Below are 16,144 nucleotides of genomic sequence, written 5' to 3'. Positions count from 1 at the left end.
CGTGGATGCCCCCCGGTGTATTCACGCCCTGCGTGGATGACGACTCCGATGGGGTCGGAGCCCTTTCCTGCGGAAAGGGATTCGACCCCATCCGATCAGGCGGGACCGGCCGCGCAGGCAGGTACAATGCGCCATGACTGACTTCTCGACCCTGCCGCTGAGCCCGGCCCTGCAGCCCGGCCTGGATGCCCTCGGCTACACCACCCTCACCCCCGTGCAGGCGCAGAGCCTGCCGGCCATCCTCGATGGCCGTGATGTGATCGCACAGGCACCCACCGGCAGCGGCAAGACCGCCGCCTTCGGCCTGGGCCTGCTGCAGGCCATCGACCCCAGCCTGATCCGCGTGCAGGCGCTGGTGCTGTGCCCGACCCGCGAACTGGCCGACCAGGTCGGCAAGCAGATCCGCAAGCTGGCCACCGGCATCCCCAACCTGAAGCTGTTGCTGCTGGTGGGCGGCGTGCCGCTGGGCCCGCAGCTGGCCTCGCTTGAAGGCCACGATCCGCATGTGGTGGTCGGCACGCCCGGCCGCGTGCAGGAGCTGGCACGCAAGCGCGCGCTGAACCTGGGCGCGGTGCGCACGCTGGTGCTGGACGAGGCCGACCGCATGCTCGACATGGGCTTCGAGGAGCCGATCCGCGAGATCGCCGGCCGCACCCATAGGGACCGCCAGAGCCTGCTGTTCTCCGCCACCTTCCCCGACAGCATCCGCGCCATGGCGCGTGACCTGCTGCGCGACGCGGTGGAAGTGACCGTGGAAGGCGCCGACCAGGCCCCCGCCATCCGCCACCTGTTCTGCGAGGTGGAACCGGCGCACCGCCAGAAGGCGCTGGCCGGCCTGCTGCTGAAGTACACGCCGGAATCGGCGGTCGTGTTCTGCAACACCCGCAAGGACGTGGACGAAGTGGCCAACTCGCTGCAGCAGTTCGGCTTCTCCGCACTGGCCCTGCACGGCGACATGGAGCAGCGCGACCGCGAGGAAGTGCTGTTGCTGCTGGCCAACCGCAGCTGCAACGTGCTGGTCGCCAGCGACGTCGCCGCGCGCGGCCTGGACGTGGAAGAGCTGGCGGCGGTGATCAACTACGAACTGCCGACCGACGTGGAGAGCTACCAGCACCGCGTGGGCCGTACCGGGCGCGCCGGTGCCAGCGGCCTGGCGATCAGCCTGGTGGCCGGCCGCGAGAAGACCCGCGCCGACGCCATCGAAGCGCAGATGGGGCAGCCGCTGGACTGGCAGAAGACGCCGCTGGCAACCTCGCGCCCGGCCGAACTGCCGCAGGCCGCGATGCGCACGCTGCGCATCGACGGTGGCAAGACCGACAAGCTGCGCCCGGGCGACATCCTCGGTGCGCTGACCGGTGATGCCGGCCTGTCGAGCAAGTTCATCGGCAAGATCGCGATCTTCCCGACCCGCTCCTATGTGGCGATCGCGCGTGAGCAGGCCAACAAGGCCGTGGCCAAGCTGGAAGCCGGCAAGATCAAGGGCCGTCGTTTCCGCGTGCGGATGATGTGATTGAAGCAGCGTTGCCAACCACGGTTGGTAACGATCTGGCCTGGTAGCGGCCAACCTTGGTTGGCCCGTCCATGGCACCCGTCGCGAAAAGTGCTGCCAACCAAGGTTGGCAACTACCGGCTCCCGGCCATTCGCTCTGGCAGGTGCCAACCCTGGTTGGCACCCACCCTTCGATCAGAACACCAGTTCGGTGTGCAGCGGCAGGTCCGTTTCCCAGCGCGCACGGCCACCGAGGCCGTCCAGCTCGACCAGTACACCGGCGCCGACCACTTCAACGCCCAGGCGGCGCACCAGCGACAGCGCAGCGACCAGCGTGCCGCCGGTGGCCAGCACGTCGTCGATGATCACCACGCGGGCGCCGGCCGGCAGCGCATCGGCATGCACTTCGATGCAGTCGCTGCGGTATTCCAGCGTGTATTCCTCGCGCAGGACCTGGCCCGGCAGCTTGCCCGGCTTGCGCACCGGCACGAAGCCGACGCCCAGCTCCAGCGCCATCGCGGCACCGAGGATGAACCCACGCGATTCGATGCCGACCACTGCGTCCAGCTTCTGGTCGCGCCAACGGTCGGCCATCGCGGTGATCGCGCCGCGGAAATCCTCGCCATGGGCGAGCAGCGGCATGATGTCCTTGAACAGGATGCCGGGCTTGGGGAAGTCGGCGATGTCGCGCAGGCGGGAGGCCCACTGCGGAGCGACGATGGCGTCGGTCATGTCACATTGGCTATCTGATGGCGGCATAGGGTACCTGTTCCGGGCGCCGCCTGCCTGCTGGTGGTGTCCGGCCGGGCTGCGCCCGGCATCTGCGGTAGTGCCGGCCGCTGGCCGGCAACCTCAACAGCAACGGCAACAGCCTGCATCCCGGGGGATGGCGAGGCGGGCCCGGTTGCGGGGGACGCCGTAGATACGTCCGCGTAGGCTCGGTCGCGCCATCCATGGCGTTCACGCCCCCGCCACCGGACCCACCCCGCCTTCGACAGTTTCCTGCGACCTGTCGGAATTGCTCATGGGGTCAGATCCGTTTTACGAAGGAAAACGGATCTGACCCCGGAATTTCATTCGATATCTGACAGATGTGTCAACCAAGGTCGACACCTACCCACAGCCGCGGGAATCTGTCGGAGGTGGGGCGGTGTCGGAGTGCGGGTGTCAGCCGCATGGATGCGGCTGCCAAGCTTACAGGGACGTACTTGCAGCGTCCCCGCACTCCGACACCGCCCCGCCAAACCACGGAATCCGCTTTTGCTCTGGCTGTTGATCTGGCCTCCGCAGGTGCAGGGCGCAGCCCTGCCGAAACCCACCCTCAGGAACTGCAGGACAGCATCGAGCAACCGGCGCGATTGTCGGCCCACGCCGGGCGCTTGCCAGCGAAGTGTTCCAGGCCGGCACGCTCGGTGTACGGGTCGCGCAGCACGTCCTGCAGTGCATGGACGCCGCCGAGATCCCCCTGCTCTGCGCGGTCGATCGCTTCCTGGGCCAGCCAGTTGCGCAGCACGTACAGCGGGTTGGCCGCTGCCATCTTCGCCTGGCGTTCGCTGGCCGCCAGCGGATCGCGGCGCAGGCGCGCTGCGTAGTCCTGCAGCCAGTGCTGCAGCGGTGCCTGCACTGCCTGTCGCCGCGCCTCGTCGTAGTACACCGCGTCCAGAACCGTCGCATCTGCTGCCGCCGGGTCGATGCGCGTCAGTGCGCGCCAGGCCAGGGTCATGTCCATTGCGCCCTCCTGCATCAGCTGTTGCCAGCGCTGGTAGAGCTGCAGGTCATCATCGTCGGCAGCAGCCAGCCCCAGCTTCGCTGCAGCATCGCGACGCGTGCAGGCCACGAACGTGGACTGGTAAGCCGCCAGGCCTGCCTGCAGCGGTGCGACATCGGCGAACAGCGGCGACAGCGCCTGCGCCAATCGGCTCAGGTTCCAGTACGCCACCTGCGGCTGGGTGCCGAAGCGGTAGCGGCGCCCCTGGGCGTCGGTGGTGTTCGGCGTCCAGTCCGGATCGAAGTCCTCGACCCAGCCATAGGGGCCGTAATCCAGCGTCACACCGAGCACGGACAGGTTGTCGGTGTTCATCACGCCGTGCACGAAGCCGACACGCATCCAGTGCGCGATCATCTCGGCGGTGCGCACCGCGATCTGCGCGAACCAGTCGCCGTACAGCGCCTCGCCCTGCCCCTGCAGTTCGGGGAAGTCGCGGGCGATGCAGGCATCCACCAGCTGCTGCAGCAGGGCGGTTTCACCGCGCGAGGCCGGCAGTTCGAACGAACCGAAGCGCAGGAACGACGGCGAGACCCGGCATACGATGGCGCCTGGCTCGGCACGCGGATGGCCGTCATAGAACATGTCGCGCACCACGTCCTCACCGGTGCCGACCAGTGACAACGCGCGCGTAGTCGGCACGCCAAGGTGATGCATCGCCTCGCTGCACAGGAATTCGCGGATCGATGAGCGCAGCACTGCCCGTCCATCGGCCCCCCGCGAGTACGGCGTTGGCCCGGCCCCCTTCAACTGCAGCTCCCAGTGCTGGCCATCCGGCGCAACCAGCTCACCCAGCGAAATCGCACGCCCGTCGCCGAGCTGGCCGGCCCAGTGGCCAAACTGATGGCCACCGTAGTTGGCTGCCCACGGTTGCATGCCGGCGTACAGCGCATTGCCGCCGAATACCTGCGCGAAACCTTCGCTTTCGACTTCAGCGGTATCGAAGCCAAGCATTTCGGCGACGTCCGGCGCCCAGGCCAACAGCGTGGGCGCCGTCACCGGGGTCGGCATCACGGGCGACCAGGCGGCGCCCAGCACTTCGCGCCTGCGCGGGCCGGATTCGGGGTCGCCCGGCAGGGTGTGCAGCAGGCGGTTGTCGAAACGGGGAGTGTCGGTATCCATGGTGCTGGAGATGAGGGCGACGGCCGCCCTCCTCAATTGCCGCCGAGCGCCTGCAGGTGGCCGCCGTGGGCCTCGGCACGCTGGTAGGCCGGGCGTTCACCGATACGCTTGAGGAAGCCACGCAGTGCCGGTTTGTCGTCCAGGCCACCACCGCGCGCGGCAGCGGCCTGGATCGGGAAGCTCATCTGGATGTCGGCCGCACTGAAACGCTCGCCGGCAAACCACGGGCTTTCGGCCAGGCGGCGCTCCATCCAGTCCAGGTGCAGGCGCCGCTGCGGGCCGATGAAGCCGCGCTCGGCCTTGTCGGCAATGCTGCGTGCGATCGGGCGCGCGAAGAACGGCATCGGCGCGTTGCGTATGCGGCCCATCACCAGGGTCAGCAGCAACGGTGGCATCGCCGAGCCTTCGGCGTAGTGCAGCCAGTAGCGGTAAGCGATGCGTTCGGCCCCGTCTGCCGGCATCGGTGACGGCGACAGCTGGCGTTGCGTGTCGTAACGGTCAGCGAGGTAGTCGAGGATCGCGCCGGACTCGGCCAGTACCAGCTCACCATCCTGCAGTACCGGCGACTTGCCGAGCGGATGCACGTTGCGCAGTTCCGGCGGCGCCAGCAGCGTCTTCGGATCGCGCGGATAGCGGCGCAGTTCGTAGTCCAATCCCAGCTCCTCCAGCATCCACAGCACGCGCAGCGAACGGGAGTTTTCCAGGTGGTGGACGATGCGCATGGGGGTGATCCCTTGGGGAGACGCGCATCGTACCGCGCCGGCTGCATGTCCTTTGTATAGTCGAGCCATGCTCGACTGTCTTTGGGCGCAGTCCAGCATGGCTCGACTCTACAAAAAAAACGGCGGGCAATAAAAAACGCCGGAAGCTTTCGCTTCCGGCGTTCTGGCTACCCAACGGTAGCAGACGGATTAGACCGCCTGCACCTGGTCAGCCTGCATACCCTTCTGACCCTGGACGGCGATGAAGGTAACCTTCTGGCCTTCCTGCAGGGTCTTGAAGCCGGTGCCCTGGATCGCGCGGAAGTGCACGAACAGGTCCGGGCCGCTTTCCGGGGTGATGAAGCCGAAGCCCTTGGCGTCGTTGAACCACTTGACGGTACCGGTCTGACGTTCAGACATTTTTACTAACTCCTGAAACACATGTTGAAAAAAATCGCAGCCACCGGGTATCGGGGCCGAGACTGAGTTGCAGGCGTTGGTAAAGCGGATCGATGAGCGGATCGTGAGATCAACTGCACCAGGCCACGATTCACGGTGACCCTAGCAAACACAGTGGGTCGCACGATACGCGTGTTTTCTGCAAAAAGCGATAGCCCCGACGTTCATGGGAATACGTCACCCGCTAGGCGTGACAAGGGTTGGCAGCCTCTCGCGGCTAACTCCGAGTCCCCATTCAGGTTTTTCCTACCCTACACTGGGTAAATGACTGAAGCTGAACCCCCCGCTGAACACGCCTCTCCCCGCATCTGGGTGGATGCGGACGCCTGTCCCACCGTCATCCGCGACATCCTGTTCCGTGCGGCTGAACGGGTCGGGATCGAACTGACCTTGGTCGCCAACCAGTGGATCCGCACCCCGCCCTCGCGCTGGCTGCGCTCGATCCAGGTGCCGCAGGGGCTGGACGTGGCCGACAGCGCCATCGTCGAGCGGGTCGCCGCGGGGGACCTGGTGGTCACCCAGGACATCCCGCTGGCCGCGCTGGTGCTGGAGAAGCAGGCCGTCGCGCTGAACCCGCGCGGCCAGTTGTACACACCGAACAACATGGCCGAGCGACTGTCGATGCGCAATTTCATGGAGGAACTGCGCGGCGCCGGGGTCCAGACCGGCGGACCGCCGCCCCTGGGCCCCCGCGACCGGCAGCTGTTCGCCGCCGAGCTGGACCGCTGGCTGGCGCGACGCCCGGCCCGCTGAGCGCCTGGCCGCCCTAAGCCGGAAGGCTCAGGCTGCGGCCGCTGCTGAACATCCGTCGTGCACCACTCAACGGGTCATCGAAAGCCAGGGCCCGCGCCAGCAGCTGCAGCGGCGCCTCGGCTACGTCCGGTGCCCGTTGCCGAAGCTGCGGGTACAGGTCGTCACCCATGATCGGCGCCCCCAGCATGGCCATGTGCACGCGCAGCTGATGCTTGCGGCCGGTTTCCGGCAGCAGCCGGTAGCGCCAGATCGGCCCTTCGGCCTCGATCAGCTCGATCCGGCTGCGCGCATTGGCCTCGCCGGGCACTTCGGCCATGCGGAAGAACGGCTCGCCCGGCACCAGGCGGCTGTACCGCTGCAGCGGAAACTCCCGCCCCGGCAGCGCCGGTGCCAAGGCCTCATAGGTCTTTTCGATGCGCCGCTCACGGAACAGGCGCTGGTAAGCATCGCGCGACGCACGCTGGGTCGAGAACAGCACCAACCCGGCCGTCAGCCGATCCAGCCGGTGCAGCGGCACCAGATCGGCATTGCCGGTGCGGGCGACCAGCCGCGCCAGCAGCGTCTCGCGTACATGCCCGCCCGCCGGTGTCACCGGCAGGAAATGCGGCTTGTCGGCCACCAGCAGGTGCGCATCCAGATGGACGATGGTTTCGGTGAAGGGGATCACCGGTTCGTCGGCCACCTCGCGGAAGTACTGGATGTCCAGCCCGACCTGCCAGGGCATGTCCGCAGTGAGCGCCCTGCCCTGTGCGTCCAGCACGCGGCCGCGCGCGAAGCGATCCTGCCATTGCGCGCGCGATGCGCGGAAAACGTGCACACAGGCCATCCAGCAGGGTGGCCCAGGGGCCGGGCGGCAGCTGCAACCGGCTGGGCAAGCTCATCAAGCTCATGGCGTCCACTCCGGCCACGGGAAAGAGCGCAAGAGTGCCACCGTTGACGGTGCGCAGACAGTCCGGCCACGGACACCCCCGGAGCAAACCTCTATCATTGTCCTCTTTAGTCCACGGATCCCCCATGGCTCTTACCGCCACCATCCGCAAGGCCGAACTGCAGATCAGCGACATGGATCGCGGCTACTACGCGACCCACAACCTGACCCTGGCCCAGCATCCGTCCGAGACCGACGAGCGCCTGATGGTGCGCCTGCTCGCCTTCGCGCTGAACGCCGGCGATCGCCTGGAGTTCGGCCGCGGCCTGAGTACCGATGACGAGCCCGATCTGTGGGAACACGACTACACCGGCGACATCCTGCAGTGGATCGACCTGGGCCATCCGGACGAATCGCGCATCCGCAAGGCCAGCAATCGCAGCCGCCAGGTGCAGGTGGTCAACTACGGCGGCAACGCCTCGGAGATCTGGTGGAGCAAGCAGGGCAAGGGCCTGGCGCGCTTCGACAATCTTTCGGTGGTTGATCTGGACGGCGAATTCGTCGAGCGCTGGGGCCAGCAGATCCAGCGCGCCATGCGTTGGAGCGTGCTGATCCAGGACGGCGAAGTGCAGCTGCTCAACGACCAGATCCAGCTCGACGTGATCCCGGACTGGCGCAAGCGCGCCAAGGCATGAGCACCATCCGTTGCGATGTGGTGGTCATCGGTGCCGGCGCAGCCGGGCTGATGACCGCGATCACTGCCGGCCAGCGCGGCCGCCAGGTGCAGGTGATCGACCATGCCAACAAGGTCGGCAAGAAGATCCTGATGTCCGGCGGTGGCCGCTGCAACTTCACCAACACCGGCACCACCCCGGCCAACTTCCTGTCGGCCAACCCGCACTTCTGCAAGTCGGCGCTGGCCCGCTACACGCCCTGGCATTTCATCGAGCTGGTGCACAAGCACGGCATCGCCTATCACGAAAAGGAACTGGGGCAGCTGTTCTGCGATATCTCGTCCAAGCAGATCGTGAAGATGCTGGTGGACGAGTGCCAGGCGGCCGGCGTACAGATCCGTACCGACTGCAGCGTGCAGCGCATCGAGCACGGCAGCGATGGTTTCCGCGTGCACACCACCCAGGGCCTGTTCCATTGCGCCTCGCTGGTGGTTGCCACCGGTGGCCTGTCGATTCCCAGCATGGGGGCCAGCGGCTTTGGCTATGAGGTGGCCCGCCAGTTCGGCCACCAGGTACTGCCGACCCGCGCCGGGCTGGTGCCGCTGACCCTCAGCGGCAAGCACCAGGAGCGGCTGGCCGACCTCAGCGGCGTCGCACTGCCGATCGAGGCGCGCTGCAACGGAAAGAGTTTCCAGAACTTCATGCTGCTGACCCACCGTGGCGTAAGCGGCCCGGCCATCCTGCAGATTTCGTCGTTCTGGCAGCCCGGCGATGCGCTGGAGCTGGACCTGTTGCCGGGCCAGGATGCCGGCGAGTGGTTGCGCCAGATGAAGCGCGACCGCCCGGCCGCCGAGCTGCGCACGGTGCTGGGCGAGGTACTGCCGAAGCGGCTGGCGCAACGCCTGTGCGAGCACTGGCTGCCCGACCGGCCCGTGCGCCAGCTGGACGAGCCGGTGCTGCGCCAGGCCGCGCAGCTGCTGGGCGCATTCCCGCTGGTGGCCAGCGGCACCGAAGGCTACCGCACCGCCGAGGTCACCCTGGGCGGCGTGGACACCGCCGAAGTGTCATCCTCGACGATGGAATCCAAGCGCGTGCCCGGCCTGCACTTCGTTGGCGAGGTGCTGGACGTGACCGGCTGGCTGGGCGGCTACAACTTCCAATGGGCCTGGGCCAGCGGCCACGCAGCGGGCGGCGTGGTGTGAACCACTTCGCCGTTCGACGCGCGCCAGGGGTGCGCGCATGGACGGTTCGCCGCGCATCGTGTATCTAGATTCGCAGATTGGGGAGCAGTGCATGCAGAACGCGAACGACATCACCATCCGCCTGCTGATCGTCGATGACAGCGGCGAGAATGCCGAAGCCATCGTCAGCACCCTGCGCAACAGCGGCATCGCGGTACGCCCGTGGCGCCCGCAGGATGCGGCCGAGCTGGCCCAGGTGCTGGCCAGCCAGGCCATCGACCTGGTGCTGGCCTCGCCTTCGCAGGGCATCCCGCTGCAGCTGGCGGCCCAGCACATCGCCGCCAGCGGCAAGGACATCCCGCTGGTGCTGCTGGCCGAGCGCATCGACGAGGACGAACTGGTGCAGGCCAGCAGCCATGGCATCCGCGCCCTCGCCCTGCGCCAGCGCCCCGAGCATCTGCTCGCCGTGGTCCGCGACCAGTGGGTCGACCTGCAGGCGCGTCGCGGCCTGCGCCGGATCGAGGCGCAGATGCGCGAGACCGAGCGCCGCTGCGACGCGCTGATCGCCTCCTCGCGCGACCCCATCGCCTATGTGCATGAAGGCATGCACATCCGCGCCAACGACGCCTATCTGGAGATGTTCGGCTACGAGCATTTCGAGGACATCGAAGGCATTTCGCTGCTGGACATGGTCGCCGCCCAGCACGTGGAGGGCTTCAAACAGCTGCTCAAAGGCCTCAGCCGTGGCGAGGCGCCGCCGCCGCAGTACCAGCTCGACGCGCGCCACGAGGACGGCAGTTCCTTCCCGGCGACGATGGAATTTGCCGCGGCCACCTACGAGGGCGAGTCCTGCCTGCAGGTGGTGCTCCGCCGCCGCATGGAGTTCGACCCCGAGCTGGCACGCGAGGTCGAGGACCTGCGCCAGCGCGACCAGGTCACCGGCCTGCTCAATCGCCCGACCTTCATGCTGCAGCTGGAAAGCGCGGTGGCCCAGGCCGGGCGCAGCGAGGGTCAGTTCGGCCTGCTGTTGATCGAGCCTGACCACTACGCGCGCCTGCTGCCGGATATCGGCCTGGCGTCGGCCGACATCCTGATCGGCGCTCTCGCCGCCCTGCTGGCCGAGGTGGTCGGCGAGGACGCGCAACTGGCCCGCTTCGGCGAACACAATTTCGCCGTGCTGCAGGCCGGGCCCTACGCGCAGACCGTGGCGCTGGCCGAGCGCATCCGCGAAGCCTATGCCGCACATGTCTTCAGCATCGGCGCACGCTCGGCCACGGTGACGGTCAGCATCGGTGGCGTGCAGGTGGGCGAGAAGATCGCCAGCATCGGCCAGGTGCTGGCGCGCGCCAGCGACTGCACCCAGGCCGCCGCCGAACTGGGCAACACCTGCCGCATCTTCGACCCGGCTGCCGCCGACCGTGTCGAGGAAGAACGCGTACAGCGCTGGGTTGCGCGCATCCGCGAGGCGCTGGCCGGCGACGGCTTCCAGCTTCACTACCAGCCGGTGCTGAACCTGCAGGGCGAGCCACTGGAGCTGTACGAGGCCTACCTGCGCCTGGAGAACAATGGCGAGCTGCTGAGCCCGACCGCGTTCCTGGGCATCGCCGAGGAACACGGCCTGCTGGCCGACATCAACCGCTGGGTGGTCTCGCAGGCCATCGCGGTGCTCGGCCAGCGGGCACGCGAGGGCAACGCCACCCAGGTGCTGGTGAAGGTGACGCCGGAATCGTTCGACGACCCGCAGATGATCGCCACGCTGCGCCGCGAACTGCAGGCACAGGGCGTGCCCGGCGAACGGCTGTGGCTGCATGCGCCGGAAGCGAAGGTTTTCACCCACCTGCGCAGTGCGCAGCAGTTCCTAGCCGAAGTGGCGCCGCTGGGCTGCCGCATCGGCCTGGAGCAGTTCGGTTCGGGGCTGGATTCATTCCAGCTGCTGGCCCACTTCCAGCCGCAGTTCCTCAAGCTGGACCGGGGCTTCACCAGCGACCTGGCCGCCACGCGCGAGAACATCGACCGCATCAGCCAGATCACCGCGCGTGCACAGGAAGCCGGTATCCGCACCATTGCCGAGTTCGTCAGCGATGCCAACTCGATGACGCTGCTGTTCAGTGCCGGCGTGGATTACGTGCAGGGCGACTTCGTCGGCCCGGCGCTGCCGGAGATGGGCTTCGAGTTCGGGTGACGCCTCTCTGTAGAGCCGAGCCACGCTCAGCTGCGGGACTCAAGCGAAGAGCAGCCGAGCATGGCTCGGCTCTACACAAACGAGAAGGCCGGCGTTCGCCGGCCTTTTCGTTGATCAGGTCATGTCGACCAGATTTTCGATCTTCACGTCCGGATTGACGTCGGCCTCGTAGTCCACGCCCTCCACGCCGAAGCCGAACAGGCGCAGGAAGTCGGCCTTGTAGCCGGCCAGATCGCTGATCTCGTACAGGTTCTCGTTGGTCACCTGCGGCCACAGCGCGACCACCCTGCCCTGCACATCTGCGGCCATTTCCTTGTAATCGGCGCGCAGGCGGCCTTCCTCATCGATCAGCGCAACGGTGCGCCCATCGCCATCGACCAGGTCGTGGCGCAGGCGATCGATCGCCACGCCGTCGGCCTTGCCGCCGTAGAGGATGTCGTACAGCACGTCCAGCTGTTCGATGCAGCCTTCGTGGGTGCCCTTTTCCTTCATCACCTTGAACAGCAGCGACAGGTACAGCGGCATGGTCGGAATGGCCGAGCTGGCCTGGGTCACCACCGCCTTCAGCACCGATACGCGTGCATCGCCACCGATCTTGGCCAGCTTCTCGCGCAGGCCCAGCACCTTGGTGTCCAGGTCCTTCTTGGCCGCACCGATCGAGCCATTCCAGTAGATCGCCTGGGTGATCTCTTCGCCCACGTAGGTGAAGGCGGTGGTGGTGCAGCCGTTGGCCAGCACGCCGGCATCGGCGAGCGCGTCGATCCACATCTGCCAGTCTTCACCGCCCATCACCGCGACGGTACCGGCGATCTCTTCCGGGGTAGCCGGCTGCAGGTGGGTCTCGGTCAGCACTTCCTTGTCGGTATCCAGGCCACGCAGGGTGATCGGCTCGCCGATCGGCTTCAGCGAGGAGCTGATGATCTCGCCGGTCTTCGGATGCTTGCGGCGCGGCGCCGCCAGGCTGTAGACAACCTGGTCGACCTGGCCGAGATCGGCCTTGATCATTTCGATGGTCTTCGCCTTCACTTCATCGGAGAAGGCATCGCCGTTGATGCTCTTGGCATACAGGCCGGCTTCGTCGGCGTACTTGTGGAACGCAGCCGAGTTGTACCAGCCCGCCGTGCCCGGCTTGGTCTCGCTGCCCGGCCGTTCGAAGAAGATGCCGAGGGTGGCGGCGCCACTGCCAAAGGCAGCGGTGATGCGCGCGGCCAGGCCGTAGCCGGTCGAGGCACCGATCACCAGCACCCGCTTGGGACCGTTCTGGATCGGTGGGCGCGCGCGGATGTAGTCGATCTGCTGCTTGACCGCGGCCTCGCAGCCGGTCGGGTGGGTGGTGACGCAGATGAAGCCGCGGACGCGCGGTTTGATGACCATGGATACCTCGGGTTGGCAGATGCGGCGCACGGGGCGCTCAGCAGGAATACGGGCGCGCGCCTGCGCGCGCGAACCGCAGGATCGTAGTGCGCGGGGGACGATTGCACAACCGACGCTGGCGTAGGGTGAGGTTTGTTTTGCAGGGTTGCACCCTGCACACGCGGTAGTGCCGGCCGCTGGCCGGCAACCTCAACAGCAGCGTCAAAAGCTGGGTTCCTGTGGGTTGGCGGGGTGGATCCGGTTGCGGGGGGCGCTGCAAGTACGTCCATGTAAGCTCGGTCGCCGCATCCATGCGGCTCACGCCCCCGCAACCGGACCCACCCCGCCTTCGACAGATTTCCGCGACCTGTCGGGACAGCATTCTTCTCTGGTGGGTGTCGACCTTGGTCGACACGGTAGATCTGATTCCAGTCTGATTATCGATATCTGACAGATGTGTCGACCAAGGTCGACACCTACCAACAGCCGCAGGAATCTGTCAGAGACGGGGCGGTGTCGGAGTACGGGGTGTCAGCCGCATGGATGCGGCGACCGAGCCTACACGGACGTACTTGCGGCGTCCCCGCACTCCGACACCGTCCCGCCCAACCACGGAATGCACTCTGTTGCTGTTGCTGTTGCCGGCCAGCGGCCGGCACTACCGCGGGTGCAGGGCTGCAAGCCCTGCACACAAAAAACCCCGCTTGCGCGGGGTTCTCTGTGTGCCGCATGCAGCAGATGCTTACGGGCGACGGGCCAGGGCCTCGACGTCCTTCGCCTTCGGCAGCAGGTCCTGCTTGCTGACGCGCAGGAAGCCGATCGTCAGCATCGGCACCGCGACCAGGATCGAGGACAGCACCACGATCACCGCACCGATCATGTGCGTCTCGGCCAGGCCTTCCATCGACGCACCACCGTACAGGTACAGGGCAAGCGCCGACAGGAAGAACATCACCGCGGTGATCACTGTACGCGACAGCGTCTGGTTGATCGAACGGTTCAGCACCTCCATCGAGTCCACGCGCAGGCTGCGGAAGTTCTCGCGGACGCGGTCGAACACCACGATGATGTCGTTGATCGCAAAGCCCATCACCGACAGCAGGCCGGCCAGCACGGTCAGGTCGAACTCACGGCCCAGCAGGGACACGTAGGCGACCGTCACGATCAGGTCGAACATCGCCACGATGCTGGCGGTGACCGCGAACTTCCATTCGAAGCGCACCGCGATGTAGATCAGGAAGCCGGCCAGCATGAAGATGGTGGCGTACAGGCCGTTCTTCGCCAGGTCCTTGCCGATCTGCGGGCCGACGAATGCGGTACTCATCACCGTGGCCTGGTTGTCGGCGCTGGACAGCACCTTCACCACGGCCGCGGCGGTGGCCTTGTCCTCGGCAGCGGCATCACCGGTGCCCGGCGCATGCTCGCCGTGCGGCGCCAGGCGGATCAGCAGGTCGGTATTGCCACCGACGCTCTGCACCTGGGCACCGTCGAAGCCGTTCTGCTCCAGCTTGGCGCGGACCTGCTCGACGTCCACGGCCTTCTCGAAACGCGTTTCGATCAGGGTGCCGCCGGTGAAGTCCAGTGCGTAGTTGAAGCCCTTGATGCCGATGATGGCGACCGAGGCCAGGAACACCACGATGGTGACTGCCATGGCGACATGGCGCCAGCGCATGAAGTCGATCTTGGTGTCGTTCGGGAGGATGTGCAGCGGAAACAGTTTCATTGTGCGTGTCGTCCCGTCAGATGGCCACGTTCTGGAGCTTCTTGCGACGGCCGTAGATCAGCGTCGCCAGCGCACGCGACACGGTGATCGCAGTGAACATGGAGGCGAAAATACCGATGATCATGGTCAGCGCGAAGCCCTTCAGCGGACCGGTACCGAATGCGAACAGCGCCACGCCGACGATCAGGCCGGTCAGGTTGGCGTCGAGGATGGTGCCCGAGGCACGCTCGTAACCGGTCACGATCGCGGTCTTGCCCGGCACGCCGGCGCGCAGTTCTTCACGGATACGCTCGTTGATCAGCACGTTGGCGTCCACCGACAGGCCCACCGACAACGCCAGGCCGGCGAAGCCCGGCAGGGTCATGGTCGCGCCGAACAGCGACATCACCGCCACCACGATCAGCAGGTTGAACAGCATCGCCGCCGAGGTGATCACACCGAACATGCGGTAGTAGATGCTGAAGAACACCAGGGTGAACAGGAACGCGAACACCACCGCGCGCATGCCGTTCTTGACGTTCTCGGCGCCCAGGCTCGGGCCGACCACGCGCTCTTCGACGAAGTCCATCGGCGCGGCCAGCGAGCCGGACTTCAGCAGCTTGGCCAGGTCCTCGGCTTCCTTCTTCTGCAGGCCGGTGGTCTGGAAGTTCTTGCCGAACACGCCGTTGATGTTGGCCACCGAGATCACTTCCTCGTTGACCTTGAAGCCACGCACTTCCTGGCCGTCGACGACGGTCACGGTCGGCACGCGTTCGGTGTAGACCACCGCCATCGGCTTGTTCACGTTGGCGCTGGTGAAGTCGAACATGCGCTGGCCGCCGACATTGTTCAGCGTCACGCTGACGGCCGGGGAGCCACTGTTCGAATCGGTCACCGCCTGCGCGCCGACCATCTGGTCACCGGTGACGATCACGCGCTTGTTCAGCAGGATCGGGCCGCGGCCATCACGCTGCTGGTAGACCTTCGCTTCCGGCGGGATGCGGCCGGAATTGATGGCGTCCTGCGCATTGCCCTCGACCACCGCGCGGTACTCCAGGGTGGCGGTGGCGCCGATCATGCGCTTGGCTTCGGCGGTGTCCTGCACGCCCGGCAGCTGCACGACCACACGGTCGGCACCCTGGCGCTGGATGATCGGCTCGGCCACGCCGAGCTGGTTCACGCGGTTGCGCAGGGTGTTGATGTTCTGCTCGATGGCGCCGTTGGCGATCTGCGTGATCTCGGTCTCCGGCACGGTGACCGTGATGCGGTTGCCGCTGACGTCATAGCCGAGCGTCGGCTGTGCCTTGACCAGGGCGGCACGGGCACGCTGCGCGGCGTCGTCACCGGCGGACGGGCTCAGGTTGGCCACGATGCTGTTGTCCGCACGGCGCTCCACCGACTGGTAGGCGATGCGGGCGTCACGCAGGGTGCCGCGCACGTCTTCGGTGTAGGCATCCAGGCGCTTGTCGAGGGCGGCCTTCTGGTCGACCTGCAGCACGAAGTGCACGCCACCCTGAAGGTCCAGGCCGAGCACCATCGGGCGACCGCCCAGCCGGGCCAGCCAGTCCGGCACGGTCGAGGCCAGGTTCAGGGCCACCGTGTACTTCTCGCCGACGGTGTCGCGCAGGGCATCGCTGGCCGCAGACTGCGACTTCAGGTCCGGCAGACGGACGATCAGGCTTTCCCCTTCCTTTTCGGCACCGATGGCAGTGACCCCGGCCTTCTTCAGGTCGGCCAGCACACGGTCGCGCAGCGCATCGTCGATCTGCCCGCCACGGTTGGCGGTGATCTGGATGGCCGGGTCCTTCTGGTAGATGTTGGGCAGCGCGTACAGCGCACTGAGCGCCAGTACGATCAGGATGACGACGTACTTCCAGCGTGGAAATTCGAGCATT

The 16,144-nt window shown here is 66.7% G+C and carries 12 protein-coding genes and 1 pseudogene; 5 read left to right on the top strand and 8 right to left on the bottom strand.

The features are described 5' to 3' along the window. The first annotated feature begins 133 nt into the window (after window positions 1-133). Entirely contained in the window at window positions 134-1,510 is a 1,377-nt protein-coding gene (dbpA, locus tag ACT6SE_RS08465) for an ATP-dependent RNA helicase DbpA (RefSeq protein WP_014646838.1), read from the top strand. Window positions 1,511-1,684: 174 nt separating this feature from the next. On the opposite strand, the gene ACT6SE_RS08460 is transcribed toward dbpA, so the two are convergent. From ACT6SE_RS08460 to ACT6SE_RS08445, 4 genes are all read right to left on the bottom strand, one after another. Beyond that, window positions 1,685-2,221, bottom strand: coding sequence for an adenine phosphoribosyltransferase (locus tag ACT6SE_RS08460; protein WP_014646837.1), 537 nt, complete (start codon window positions 2,219-2,221; stop codon window positions 1,685-1,687). A gap of 589 nt (window positions 2,222-2,810) precedes the next feature. Beyond that, window positions 2,811-4,376, bottom strand: a complete 1,566-nt coding sequence (locus tag ACT6SE_RS08455; protein WP_046430180.1) for a protein adenylyltransferase SelO — start codon at window positions 4,374-4,376, stop codon at window positions 2,811-2,813. A 32-nt stretch (window positions 4,377-4,408) separates the two neighbouring features. Then, a complete protein-coding gene (locus ACT6SE_RS08450; protein WP_014646835.1) occupies window positions 4,409-5,098 on the bottom strand; it encodes a glutathione S-transferase family protein in 690 nt (229 codons plus the stop codon). Between the two features lie 189 nt (window positions 5,099-5,287). Continuing rightward, complete coding sequence (locus ACT6SE_RS08445; RefSeq protein ID WP_005416210.1) at window positions 5,288-5,497, bottom strand: cold-shock protein; 210 nt, start codon at window positions 5,495-5,497, stop codon at window positions 5,288-5,290. 303 nt (window positions 5,498-5,800) lie between these two features. Between ACT6SE_RS08445 and ACT6SE_RS08440 the strand changes: the two genes are divergently transcribed. Beyond that, window positions 5,801-6,289 carry a YaiI/YqxD family protein gene (locus tag ACT6SE_RS08440; RefSeq protein WP_046430177.1) on the top strand — a complete coding sequence of 163 codons (489 nt, stop codon included), beginning with the start codon at window positions 5,801-5,803 and terminating at the stop codon, window positions 6,287-6,289. A 13-nt stretch (window positions 6,290-6,302) separates the two neighbouring features. Here the strand turns inward: ACT6SE_RS08440 and ACT6SE_RS08435 are convergent. Continuing rightward, a pseudogene (locus ACT6SE_RS08435) lies at window positions 6,303-7,170 on the bottom strand (pseudouridine synthase). 133 nt (window positions 7,171-7,303) lie between these two features. Between ACT6SE_RS08435 and ACT6SE_RS08430 the strand changes: the two are divergent. The 3 genes from ACT6SE_RS08430 to ACT6SE_RS08420 all read left to right on the top strand — a co-directional run bounded on the left by ACT6SE_RS08430 (window position 7,304) and on the right by ACT6SE_RS08420 (window position 11,194). Next, the gene (locus ACT6SE_RS08430) at window positions 7,304-7,852 is read left to right on the top strand and encodes a YaeQ family protein (protein ID WP_032960464.1); all 549 of its coding nucleotides are present in this window, start codon (window positions 7,304-7,306) and stop codon (window positions 7,850-7,852) included. Next, complete coding sequence (locus ACT6SE_RS08425; protein WP_046430176.1) at window positions 7,849-9,033, top strand: NAD(P)/FAD-dependent oxidoreductase; 1,185 nt, start codon at window positions 7,849-7,851, stop codon at window positions 9,031-9,033. Before ACT6SE_RS08430 ends, ACT6SE_RS08425 begins: the two co-directional genes overlap by 4 nt. Before the next feature lie 91 nt (window positions 9,034-9,124). Continuing rightward, the gene (locus ACT6SE_RS08420) at window positions 9,125-11,194 is read left to right on the top strand and encodes an EAL domain-containing response regulator (RefSeq protein WP_046430216.1); all 2,070 of its coding nucleotides are present in this window, start codon (window positions 9,125-9,127) and stop codon (window positions 11,192-11,194) included. Window positions 11,195-11,308: 114 nt separating this feature from the next. Here ACT6SE_RS08420 and fabV read toward each other — a convergent pair whose 3' ends face one another. The 3 genes from fabV to secD form a co-directional block, all read right to left on the bottom strand. Then, entirely contained in the window at window positions 11,309-12,568 is a 1,260-nt protein-coding gene (gene fabV, locus ACT6SE_RS08415) for an enoyl-ACP reductase FabV (RefSeq protein WP_041863324.1), read from the bottom strand. A 721-nt stretch (window positions 12,569-13,289) separates the two neighbouring features. Beyond that, window positions 13,290-14,270, bottom strand: a complete 981-nt coding sequence (gene secF / locus ACT6SE_RS08410; RefSeq protein ID WP_014646828.1) for a protein translocase subunit SecF — start codon at window positions 14,268-14,270, stop codon at window positions 13,290-13,292. Window positions 14,271-14,286: 16 nt separating this feature from the next. Further along, a complete protein-coding gene (gene secD / locus ACT6SE_RS08405) occupies window positions 14,287-16,143 on the bottom strand; it encodes a protein translocase subunit SecD (RefSeq protein WP_046430175.1) in 1,857 nt (618 codons plus the stop codon). Window position 16,144: the final 1 nt, after the last annotated feature.

The sequence above is a fragment of the Stenotrophomonas sp. LC732 genome, from assembly GCF_052446685.1.
Lineage (GTDB): Bacteria > Pseudomonadota > Gammaproteobacteria > Xanthomonadales > Xanthomonadaceae > Stenotrophomonas > Stenotrophomonas muris.
Note: the sequence above shows the minus strand (reverse complement) of the source record. Positions and strands in the feature narration are given on the sequence as shown.

Coding starts and splice junctions, on each gene's coding strand:
- ACT6SE_RS08440 (WP_046430177.1), top strand. CDS start 5,801: ATGACTGAAGCTGAACCCCCCGCTGAACACGCCTCTCCCCGCATCTGG.
- secF (WP_014646828.1), bottom strand. CDS start 14,270: ATGAAACTGTTTCCGCTGCACATCCTCCCGAACGACACCAAGATCGAC.
- ACT6SE_RS08455 (WP_046430180.1), bottom strand. CDS start 4,376: ATGGATACCGACACTCCCCGTTTCGACAACCGCCTGCTGCACACCCTG.
- ACT6SE_RS08460 (WP_014646837.1), bottom strand. CDS start 2,221: ATGACCGACGCCATCGTCGCTCCGCAGTGGGCCTCCCGCCTGCGCGAC.
- ACT6SE_RS08420 (WP_046430216.1), top strand. CDS start 9,125: ATGCAGAACGCGAACGACATCACCATCCGCCTGCTGATCGTCGATGAC.
- ACT6SE_RS08425 (WP_046430176.1), top strand. CDS start 7,849: ATGAGCACCATCCGTTGCGATGTGGTGGTCATCGGTGCCGGCGCAGCC.
- ACT6SE_RS08430 (WP_032960464.1), top strand. CDS start 7,304: ATGGCTCTTACCGCCACCATCCGCAAGGCCGAACTGCAGATCAGCGAC.
- ACT6SE_RS08445 (WP_005416210.1), bottom strand. CDS start 5,497: ATGTCTGAACGTCAGACCGGTACCGTCAAGTGGTTCAACGACGCCAAG.
- ACT6SE_RS08450 (WP_014646835.1), bottom strand. CDS start 5,098: ATGCGCATCGTCCACCACCTGGAAAACTCCCGTTCGCTGCGCGTGCTG.
- dbpA (WP_014646838.1), top strand. CDS start 134: ATGACTGACTTCTCGACCCTGCCGCTGAGCCCGGCCCTGCAGCCCGGC.
- fabV (WP_041863324.1), bottom strand. CDS start 12,568: ATGGTCATCAAACCGCGCGTCCGCGGCTTCATCTGCGTCACCACCCAC.
- secD (WP_046430175.1), bottom strand. CDS start 16,143: ATGCTCGAATTTCCACGCTGGAAGTACGTCGTCATCCTGATCGTACTG.